This is a genomic window from Nocardiopsis changdeensis (assembly GCF_018316655.1).
Lineage (GTDB): Bacteria > Actinomycetota > Actinomycetes > Streptosporangiales > Streptosporangiaceae > Nocardiopsis > Nocardiopsis changdeensis.
In genome coordinates this window covers 7,184,834-7,194,689 of the sequence record NZ_CP074133.1, presented here as the reverse complement: position 1 = coordinate 7,194,689, position 9,856 = coordinate 7,184,834, and the positions used below count along the sequence as shown (strand labels likewise).

The window sequence follows — 9,856 nt, the reverse complement described above, 5'->3', positions numbered from 1 at the left end:
TTTCCGGGTCCTTCTGATTTCGGTGAAGGCGTGTGCCTCTTTCGAGGCGACCCGACCGAGTTTACATGGTCGAAGCAGTGCTTCGAACCGCTCACTTCGGAAGGGAGTTCGTCGCTGATCCCGGTCCGGTTCCGAGTCGACATCCTGTGGAGCCGCTCGCCGTCCCGTTGGCGACTCGGAGAACACTACCCCCCTCCGGGGGCCGCGGCAAACCGAACCGCCTGTGTCGCCACTCACACGCCGCATCCCCCGTCCCGCAGCGCTTCCGGCTCCCTTCGGCGATCGGCCCGCCCGGGCCCCGCTCACCGGTGGACGGGGACCGCGCGGCGCTTCGCTCACCGGGGTGACAAAACGGCGCGCTCCTCCGGGCGGCCGGCACGGCCGGGCCGGGGCGGAGGCGGTGCACACGCTCTTCTTTTTCTCGGTCGCCGCACGTCAGAGCCTTTTCGTGAGCAATTGCGGGAATCGCCGGAAAGTTCCGGGACCACCCTTGAAATCACCCTGACCCCGTTCCATGATGTGCAGCATTACCGGCCCTTCATCCGGCCGGTGACCGTGTGCCGTGGTTCGGGGGAACGGCGGGCGCGACGCGGTCGCACGTGTTCGCATCCGTGCCCTGTGCGGGCGCACCCGGAAGGACGTTCATGGACCGCACATCCCCCGAAGAGGTCGGCGCCGACTCCCCCCGGAGCCACACCAGCTGGAAGCGCTTCGCGCTGTTCTGCGTCCCCGCGGGCGTCGCCGTCGGCGGGCTGCTGGTCGCCATGGCGCAGGGCGCCCTGGCCGCCTCGTTCTCCGTGTCCGGGCAGGAGTTCAAGATCTCCGCGGACAGCCTGCACGGCGAGGGCTTCGTCCAGTACGGCTGGCTCGACCAGACCGTCCGCAGGGAGGCCGTCCCCGTCGCGGTCGCCGGGATCCGGGAGGCCGAGATCGTCGGCCTGTGCCAGTCGGTGCTCACCGAGTTCCCCATCGTCGGCGCGATCTCGCTCCGGTTGACCGCCGGCGACCAGGGCTCGCCGGTGATCGCGGAGAACCTGGTCATCGACATGTCGCAGATGGGCGGCGACGCCGAGTTCGAGAACATCGAGATCGGCCGGGACGCCGGGACCCTCGACAAGGGCCCGCGGGGCGCCGCCGGGTTCAACGACCTGTTCGGCATGCAGTCGGACGTCATCGTGGTCGAGGACCTGGAGCAGACCGCCCGGGCCGCGACCGCGGGCACGTTCCGCCTCGCCGATCTGAACCTGGGCATCAGCCTCGGGGAGGACGAGTGCTTCTGAGCCGGTGGACGGCCTGGCGCAGGCGCCGCCCGTTCGCCGGAGGGCTCCTGATCATCGCCTCCGGGGTGGTCATGGCCTCGCTGGTCGCCATGCCGGTCGAACTGATGGTGCACACCGGCGTCGGGACCGTCTCCTCGGTGCTGTTCGGGGGCATGCTCGTCGTCCTGGGGCTGGTCACCTGGTTCACCCCCGCCCAGCACGTCATCACGGGTTCCCTCGCGGGGTTCCTCGGGCTGGGCGCGCTGGTCCTGTCCAACCTGGGCGGTCTGGTGGTGGGGACGCTGCTGGCGCTGGTCGGCGGCGGCCTGGCCTTCGCCTGGCGGCCCGTGGCGCGGCCGCCGCGGCGCGGGGCCCGGCGGGACCGGTCCGGGGCCTGAGACCACCGGGGCGGGCGCCGCCCGCCCCGGTCCGTCCGGAAAACCACGGCTACCGAATGGCGCGCATCCCTGGCACAAGTCCTCTCTTAGGAGTGTTCATGTCGGTTCCGCGACCGAGATCCCGCACCTACTCCTTGCTCGCCCTGACCGGCGCCGCCCTGCTGCTGCCCGGCGGCACCGCGCTGGCCGCCCAGGCCGGTCCGACGACGGTCGAGCCGGCCGGGGCCGCGTTCTCCGCGTCCCTGTCCGGCAGCGCCACCTTCACCGCCGGGAGCGTCGTGATCACCTGCGACGTCTCGGCCACCGACCCCGGTGGCGGGAACAACCTCGTGCCCGCCGCCCCGGGCAACCACAACCCGGACGGCGCCGTGTCCGGGCCGATCAACGCGCCCACGTTCGAGGACTGCTCGACGAACGTGCTGTTCGTGGACGCGACCGTCACGGTGGCGGACCCGGTGTGGGAGATGTCCATGCAGAACGGCTCCCCGTCGGTGGGCACCATGACCGTCCCCGCGGGCGGGATCGTGGTGACCACCAGCGGCCTGGCCTCGTGCACCGCGACGGTGAGCCCCGACGCCCCGGTCGGGGTGTCGGGCACCTGGACGAACGGCTCGCCCGCTTCGACGCTGGCCTTCGACACCTCCGCCCCGGTGGTGGTGGAGGGCGGCTTCGGCTGCCCGGTGGAGGCCACGGAGTCGGGCTTCACCGCGACCTACCTGGTGACGAACGCCGATGACCCGTCCTCGCCGATCACCGTGACCGGCTGACGCACGCGGCCGGCGGCCCCCGTTCCGCTCCGGGGAGCGGTCGGGGGCCGTCGCCCGGGCGCGGGGCGTCAGCCCTCGTCGTCCATGGGCTCCTCCGACATCTCGCCGTCCATGGGGTCCTCTTCGGACATGTCGTCCTCCATGGGCTCCTCGGACATGGAGTCATCCTCGGACATGTCGTCCGTCATCCCGCCGGACTCCTCCGTCCCGTCCTCCATCGGCTCCTCGGACGTCTCCTCGGTGTCGACCGGGCCGCCCTCTCCGGTGTTCTCGCATGCGGCGACGCCGAACACGGCGACACCGGCGATGGCTCCGGCGGCGAGCAGGCGGCGGGCCCTGTGGAAGGTGGTGGGCATCTCCGGTTCCTCTTCTCTCGGTTCCCTCCCGGCCCTCGGTCCGGGCCGGGGCCGCCCCCGTGCGGGGGCGGGGTCTCAGGCCACGGTCACGGTGACGGTGTGGTGGCCGGTGGCCCCGTCCGGCGCGGGAGGCGCCTGGTCGGGGGTCTGGGTCCGGCCGGCGCGGTCGGTGGCGCGGACGGCGATGCGGTGCCCGCCCGGTTCGGCGTCCCATTCCAGGACCCACTGGCGCCAGGTGTCGGCGGTCCCCTCCGGCGCGAGGCCGGCCTCGGTCCAGGGGCCGCCGTCGATGCTGACCTCGACCCTGTCGATGCCGGTGTGCTGGGCCCAGGCGACCCCGGCCACGGTGGTGGGGCCCGGCGGGAGGTCCGCCCCCTCGCGGGGGGTGTCGATGCGGGACTGCGTCTTGACCGGTCCCCGGGCCGCCCAGCCGCGGGGGACCCAGTAGGCGTCGAAGGAGTCGAACGTGGTCAGCTCGATGTCGACGATCCACTTGCAGGCCGACACGTAGCCGTAGAGCCCGGGGACGACCATGCGGACGGGGAAGCCGTGCTCGCGGGGGAGGGGGCGGCCGTTCATGCCGACCGCGAGCATGGCGTCGCGCCCGTCCATGGCGTCGGCGACCGGGGTGCCGAGGGTCATCCCGTCCTCGGATCGGGAGACCAGCTGGTCGGCGGGGCCTCCGTCGGCGGGGGAGCGCACCCCGGCCTGGGCCAGCAGGGAGGCGAGGGGGACGCCGGTCCACCGGGCGTTGCCGATGTACCCACCGCCGACGGGGTTGGACACGCAGGCGAGGGTGATGTCGCGTTCGCGGAGGTCGGGGTGGCCGAGCAGGTCGTCGTAGGTGAGCACGAGTTCGTCGCGGACCCCGAGGCCGTGGATGCGCAGTGACCAGGCGGTGGCGTCGATGCGGGGCACGGACAGGGCCGTGTCGATGCGGTAGAAGTCGGCGGCGGGGGTGAAGTGCGGGGCGAGCCCGTCGATCTCCAGGTCGATGCCGTCCGGCAGGGGCGCGGCGCGGTCGCCGGGGACGGGCAGGGTGACGTCGGCGGGGGCGAGGCCGCCCCGGCCGGCGGGGACCAGCCGGGCTCCGGCGGCGACCGCGGCGGAGGCCGCCGCGGCGGTTCCTGCCAGGAGGACGAACCTGCGCCGGTCGAAGCCGCCCCGGCCGTCCCCGCCGGTCGGGGCGGGGGTCCGGGTGAGGAGGGCGAGGACCGCGGCGAAGGCGGCGGCGCCCGCCAGGGTGGGCAGGGCGTCGAGCGGTCCGGCGTCGGGCCGGGTGAGCGCGGCGGTGAGGCCGGCGGCGGTGAACAGGGCCGTCCCCGCGATCGCGGCGGCGCGCCTGCGGACGGAGGCGATGCCGATGAGCACGGCCGCGCAGGCCAGGAGGACGGCGATGCCGCCGAGCAGGACGGGTTTGTCCGCTGTACCGAACGTGTCCACGGCGAACTGCTTGAGGGGGAGGGGCACCAGGTCGATGACGCCGGCGCCGACCGCCTGGAGCGGTGTCGCCGCGGGGCGGGACACGAGGGCTCCGACGGCCTCGGCCGCGGCCAGGGCGGCGCCCGCGGACACGAGTCCCGCGACGGCGGCCGGGACCGCGGGGAGGCTGCTCGGTGTGTCGGTCATGCCCCTCGTTCGGAGCCGGTCCCGGGAGGGCGACACGTCTTCGGGTAACAGAAGGATCACGGATCCGCGGCCGGGGTCTCCCGGCGCCCCTCTGGTCCGAACCCCGTGGTGAACGAACAGGGAAGGCTGGTGGTCCGGTGATACGGGCGGGATCGCACCCGGCTCCGGAGGGGGCGGGGACATGGCGGGGCGACCCTCTGGCGGAGCCGCTGGGCCGGGTCGCCCTGGGCGACCTGGAGGCGTTCGAAGAGGTGTACCGGGAGCTGTCGGGGCCGGTCTTCGGGGTGGCCAGGCGGGTGCTGGTGGACACGGCGCAGGCGGAGGAGGTGTGCCAGGAGGTCTTCCTGGAGGTGTGGCGGACGGGTTCGCGGCACGATCCGGAGCTGGGGAGCGTGGCGGCGTGGGTGTGCACCATCGCCCACCGCAGGGCGGTGGACCGGGTCCGGTCGGAGCAGGCGGCGTCGGACAGGCTGTCGGCGGCGGGTCGGCTGGAGCCGGGGGCGACCCCGCACGACGCGGTGCCCGAGCAGGTGGAGAACCGCCTGGAACAGGAGAAGGTGCGCCGCTGCCTGCGGCGGCTGACCGAGGGGCAGCGTGAGGCGGTCCGCCTCACGTACTACACCGGGTACACGCAGCGGCAGGCCGCCGACCTGCTGCGGGTACCGCTGACCACCGTCAAGGGCAGGCTCCGCGACGGGTTGATCAAGTTGAGGGACTGCCTGGGGGTGACGGTGTGAGACGGACCGGGGAGCACGGGCTGACGGCGGGGTACGCCGTCCACGCGTTGGAGCCGGAGGAGGCCCGCCGGGCGGAGCGGCACCTCGCGGAGTGCGAGGACTGCCGCCGGGACCTCGCCGAGTTCCGCGAGACCACGGCCAGGCTGGCGCGCGCCGAGGCGGTCCGGCCCGGGGAGCGGGTGTGGCGGGCCCTGCGCGCCGAGGCGGAGCGGACCCGGCAGGAGCCGCCGCGCCGTACCGGGCGGGCCGGCGGGCGCGCCCGGGTCCGGAACCCGGCGCGGTGGGCCCCGTGGGGGCTGGCCGCGGCGCTGGCCCTGTTCTGCACGGTGCTGGCCGGGGCCCTGGTGTCGGCCAACGAGCGGCTGGCCGCGCAGGAGGCCCGGGCCGCGGAGATGGAGGCGCTGCTGGCCGCGTCCGACACGAACATGATGGAGGCCCCGCTGGGGGACGCCCGCGCGACGCTGTTCGCCTCGTACGACCGGGACGCCGCTGTCCTGGTGGTGGAGGGGCTGCCGCGGGCGCCGGAGGGGATGGACTACCGGATGTGGTGGTTCTCGGGCGGCGAGGTGCGTCCGGCCGGTGTGCTGGAGGCCTCGGACGGCGGGCACCACGCGGGGCTGGCCGGAGGGATGGGCTCGCCGGACCAGCTGTGGGTGTCACTGGAGCCGGAGGGGGAGAGGGCGGAGCCGAGCGGGGAGGAGCTCACCATCGACATGTGAGGCGACGTGTCGACACCGCATGTCGACACGCGGTGTCGACATGTCGACGGGGCGACCGTGTCCCGAAGTGACAAGGAACGGCGGGTGACCGCTCATCCGCGTACGGAGAAACGCTCCGCCCCGTCGCCTACGGTCGCAGTATTTCCGGGTGGTCCACGCGGCGAAGGCCGCCCGGTGAGGCGCGGAAGGCTTCGCCCGTCCCCGTACCCCCCGGAGACAGCATGGCTACCGATGGTCCGTCCCGTGTACGACACACCTTCGAGGTGGCCCGGGTCCTGGTGCGCGCGGGCGTCCTCTCGCCGGGCCGGCCGGACAGGATCGCCCGACAGCTGCGCGCCCTCAAAACCTGGGGGGCGACGATCGCGGGCGGATACGCGGCCGCCGGGGAGCGCGCCCCCGACCACGCCGCGGTCGTCGACGAGCGCGGCGAGAGCACCTTCGCGGTGATGAACCTGCGCGGGCGTGCGCTGGCCCGCTCGTTGCGGGAGGCGGGCGCGGGCCCCCGGAGCCGGGTGGGGCTGCTGTGCCGCAATCACAGCGGTTTCGTGCAGACGATGATCGCCTGCGGCCGCCTGGGCGCGGACACGGTGCTGCTGAACACGGGCCTTTCGGCACCGCAGCTGGCGGACGTGGCGCAGGCCAACGGGATCACCGTGCTGGTGGCCGACGAGGAGTTCGCGGAGCTGTGCGCGCTCATCCCGGCGCAGGTCCCGCGGCTGACGGCGTGGAGCGACTCCGGCGCCTCGGACCTGGCGTGGGGGAGCGTCCCCCTGGACGGCGACGACCAGGAGCCGCCCGGGAGCCCGGGGCGGCTGATCGTGCTGACGTCGGGGACGACGGGTACGCCCAAGGGTGCGCGGCGGCCCACCCCGCGGGGCCCGCAGGACGCCGCGTCGATCCTGTCGCGGATCCCGCTGCGGTCCTCGGACCGGATCCTGGTGTCGGCGCCCGCCTTCCACGCCTGGGGGCTGGCGGGGGTGCAGCTGGGGATGACGATGCGGGCGACCCTGGTGATGCGGCGGGTGTTCGAGCCGGAGGACGTGCTGCGGACGGTCCAGGAGCAGCGGTGCACGGCGCTGTTCGCGGTGCCGGTGATGCTGCAGAGGATCCTCGACCTGCCCAGGTCGACGCGGGCCGCCTACGACACGTCGTCGCTGCGGATCGTGGCGGTGAGCGGGTCGGCGATGAGCCCCAAGCTGATCACGGGCTTCATGGACGAGTTCGGGGACGTGCTCTACAACCTGTACGGGTCCACCGAGGTGTCGTGGGCGACGATCGCGACGCCGCAGGACATGCGCACCTCGCCGACGACGGCGGGGCGGGCGCCGCTGGGGACCCGGCTGGCGGTGGTGGACGCCGACGGGGCGGAGCTGCCGCCGGAGCGGGAGGGGTCGATCTTCGTCGGCAACGCGATGCTGTTCGACGGGTACACCAACGGCAGGAGCAAGCGGGTGGCCGACGGTCTCATGGAGACCGGGGACCGGGGGTACATCGACGCGGACGGGCTGCTGCACGTGGCCGGCCGGGACGACGACATGATCGTCTCCGGTGGGGAGAACGTGTTCCCTCGGCCGGTGGAGGAGGCGATCGTCGCCCTCCCGGGCGTGCGCGAGGTCGTGGTGGCGGGGGTGCCGGACGAGGAGTTCGGTCAGCGATTCGCGGCGTTCGTGGTGCCGCACGAAGGCGCGGTACTGGACCCGAACGAGATCCGGATGCGGGTGCGCGGGGTGCTGGGCCGGTTCTCGGTTCCCCGGGACGTGGTGTTCCTGGAGGAGCTGCCGCGCAACGCCGCCGGAAAGGTGGTCAAGCGCAGGCTTCCGTTCGACGTTCCGCGCCAGTGACGGCGGCGTCCGGGTGCCGTCCCCTCCCCGGGCGGGGGCGGCGTCCGGGCCCGGGCGTGCGGAAATGCCGGACCATGAAAGGAATCCGAATCCTTGGGGAATTGGGTTCCTTTTTTCCTTGCGTGCAAGACATTTGTGTGCTTTGACATCGGGTACGGGGTTACTACCATGTTGCCGATGCCCGACCGACCTGAAACGTCCGAGGACGATTTCCCCCTCCCCCGCGTCGATGAGCAGATGTGTTTCGCTCTCTACGCCGCTTCGCGTGCGGTCACCAACCTCTACCGGCCGCTCCTGGAGCCTTTGAACCTCACCTATCCCCAGTACCTCGTGATGATGCTGCTGTGGGAGCGGGGGGAGTGCTCGGTCAAGGACGTGTGCTCGGCGCTCCAGCTGGACTACGGCACGCTCACCCCGCTGCTGAAGCGGCTGGAGGCGCGCGGGCTGCTGGACCGCGGCCGGGATCCGCGCGACGAGCGCTCGGTGCTGGTCGCGCTCACCCCGTCCGGCGCTCGGATGCGGGAGCTGGCCGAGGGGATCCCGGAGGCGGTCGGGGAGGCCATCGACCTCCCCGAGGAGGAGTTCGAGTCCACCCGGCTGGCCCTGCGGCGGCTGACCGGGAACGTGCTGGGCGGCCGCGCCCGGATGCCCGCGCGGCTCGCCGCGCTCGCCGGGGAGGGTGCCCGCGGGGCGCCGGACCCCGGCACACAGGACTGACAGGCCCGAGAGGTGCCTGTCTCCGTCACCGCGCCCGTTCGGGGATGAACGCGGCGACGGGCGGTCCGGGCGCCGCGGGGGTCGTGCCCGGCCCGGGACCGGCGGGCGGGCCGGGGAGGGGTCCCCGGCCCGCCCGCTCCCGTTTCCCGGGGGCTCAGCAGGCGCCGGGGGTGTTCTCCCAGTACCCGGCCGAGGTCTCGGTGAGGGAGGTCGTCACGAACACGTTCCACAGGCCGAGCGGGTCGTCGGAGCCGGCGGCGTAGGCCAGGCCGAGCCGTTGGACGGCGCGGCCCGCCCGGACGTGGTCGTAGTTGGTGGCGCGCACGCACTCCCCGGACCCGGGCCCCTCGGTGGGCTCCTCCGTGGGCGGGTCGGTGGGATCGGGGCCGGGGCCGTCGGCCAGCCCCCAGAACCCCGCGGTGTACCCCGTGGAGCAGACCGAGGCGAGGAAGTACGCGCCCGCGGTGCCGCAGCCCGAGGCCGGGTCGACGGGGGTGCCGTGCCCCAGCCCGGAGACCGAGTAGTGCGCGACCCGCGCCGAGGCGGCGTCGGCCCCGCCGTAGTAGGACGCGGTGGTGGACCCCGGCAGCGACTCGGTGGCGGTGGGGGAGCCGGAGATGCCGTGGACGTCGGTCCACTGCCGCACGCTGCCGGTGCCGTTGGCGGGGGCGACGGTGGTGTCGGAGGTGCCGTGCCAGACGGCCACGCGCGGCCAGGGACCGGTCCACCCGGGGTTCTTGGCGCGGACCCTGTCGCCCCACTGCTGCGGCGTCCAGTTCCGGCCGGGGTTCATGCAGGTGAAGGCGTCGATCATGCTCGAGGCGCAGCCGGTGGGGATCCCGGCGACGATGGAGCCCCCGGCGAAGAGGTCGGGGTAGGCCGACAGCACCTCGCTCACCATGGCGCCGCCGGCGGACAGGCCGGAGGCGTACACGCGGTCGGCGTCCAGGCCGTGGGCGGACACGGTGTGCTCCACCATGGACCGGACCGAGCGGGCCTCCCCGGAGTCGCGGGCGACGTCGCCGGGCTCGAACCAGTTGAAGCAGCGGTTGGCGTTGTTGGCGGTCTTCTGCTCGGCGTAGGCGAGGGCGAACCCGCCCGTGTCGGCGGCCTGTGCCCAGCCGGAGTGCCGGTGGTAGGCGGCCGCGTCCTGGGCGCAGCCGTGGAAGAGGAGCACCAGGGGCGCGTCGGCGGGCAGCCCGTCGGGCACGTACGTGTACAGGGAGAGGTTGCCGGGATTGGTGCCGAACGAGGTGACGGGGGTGAGGGCGGCGGCGTGCGCGCGGGGCGCCAGGGCGGCCAGCAGTGCGGCGGTCGTGACGAGGACGGTGGCCACGGCGAGGGCGAGGGGCACCCGCGCCCGGCGGGCGGCGGAGTCCATGGGGGGTTGCCTCCTGGGATACGGCGTGAGCGGGGGGTTCGGCCGAACCGTT

The 9,856-nt window shown here is 73.9% G+C and carries 10 protein-coding genes; 7 read left to right on the top strand and 3 right to left on the bottom strand.

Annotated elements, in window-relative coordinates:
• Positions 1-644: 644 nt before the first annotated feature.
• The 3 genes from KGD84_RS32315 (at position 645) to KGD84_RS32305 (ending at position 2,424) form a co-directional block, all read left to right on the top strand.
• Complete coding sequence (locus KGD84_RS32315) at positions 645-1,280, top strand: DUF6230 family protein (RefSeq protein ID WP_220564068.1); 636 nt, start codon at positions 645-647, stop codon at positions 1,278-1,280.
• Positions 1,277-1,657, top strand: a complete 381-nt coding sequence (locus tag KGD84_RS32310) for a DUF6114 domain-containing protein (RefSeq protein WP_378891993.1) — start codon at positions 1,277-1,279, stop codon at positions 1,655-1,657. The genes KGD84_RS32315 and KGD84_RS32310 overlap by 4 nt, the downstream gene beginning before the upstream one ends.
• Positions 1,658-1,755: 98 nt before the next feature.
• Positions 1,756-2,424, top strand: coding sequence for a hypothetical protein (locus tag KGD84_RS32305; protein ID WP_220564066.1), 669 nt, complete (start codon positions 1,756-1,758; stop codon positions 2,422-2,424).
• A gap of 68 nt (positions 2,425-2,492) precedes the next feature.
• On the opposite strand, the gene KGD84_RS32300 is transcribed toward KGD84_RS32305, so the two are convergent.
• A complete protein-coding gene (locus KGD84_RS32300; protein ID WP_220564065.1) occupies positions 2,493-2,780 on the bottom strand; it encodes a hypothetical protein in 288 nt (95 codons plus the stop codon).
• Between the two features lie 75 nt (positions 2,781-2,855).
• Positions 2,856-4,409 carry a molybdopterin-dependent oxidoreductase gene (locus tag KGD84_RS32295; RefSeq protein WP_220564064.1) on the bottom strand — a complete coding sequence of 518 codons (1,554 nt, stop codon included), beginning with the start codon at positions 4,407-4,409 and terminating at the stop codon, positions 2,856-2,858.
• 137 nt (positions 4,410-4,546) lie between these two features.
• Between KGD84_RS32295 and sigK the strand changes: the two genes are divergently transcribed.
• From sigK to KGD84_RS32275, 4 genes are all read left to right on the top strand, one after another.
• Entirely contained in the window at positions 4,547-5,146 is a 600-nt protein-coding gene (gene sigK / locus KGD84_RS32290) for an ECF RNA polymerase sigma factor SigK (RefSeq protein WP_220564063.1), read from the top strand.
• Positions 5,143-5,865, top strand: coding sequence for an anti-sigma factor (locus KGD84_RS32285; protein ID WP_220564062.1), 723 nt, complete (start codon positions 5,143-5,145; stop codon positions 5,863-5,865). The genes sigK and KGD84_RS32285 overlap by 4 nt, the downstream gene beginning before the upstream one ends.
• Before the next feature lie 221 nt (positions 5,866-6,086).
• Positions 6,087-7,706: an AMP-binding protein gene (locus tag KGD84_RS32280; RefSeq protein ID WP_220564061.1), complete on the top strand. Its 1,620-nt coding sequence runs from the start codon at positions 6,087-6,089 to the stop codon at positions 7,704-7,706.
• A 168-nt stretch (positions 7,707-7,874) separates the two neighbouring features.
• Positions 7,875-8,423: a MarR family winged helix-turn-helix transcriptional regulator gene (locus KGD84_RS32275; RefSeq protein WP_370634637.1), complete on the top strand. Its 549-nt coding sequence runs from the start codon at positions 7,875-7,877 to the stop codon at positions 8,421-8,423.
• Between the two features lie 154 nt (positions 8,424-8,577).
• Here the strand turns inward: KGD84_RS32275 and KGD84_RS32270 are convergent, their stop codons facing one another.
• Complete coding sequence (locus KGD84_RS32270) at positions 8,578-9,804, bottom strand: extracellular catalytic domain type 1 short-chain-length polyhydroxyalkanoate depolymerase (protein WP_220564059.1); 1,227 nt, start codon at positions 9,802-9,804, stop codon at positions 8,578-8,580.
• Positions 9,805-9,856 lie beyond the last annotated feature (52 nt).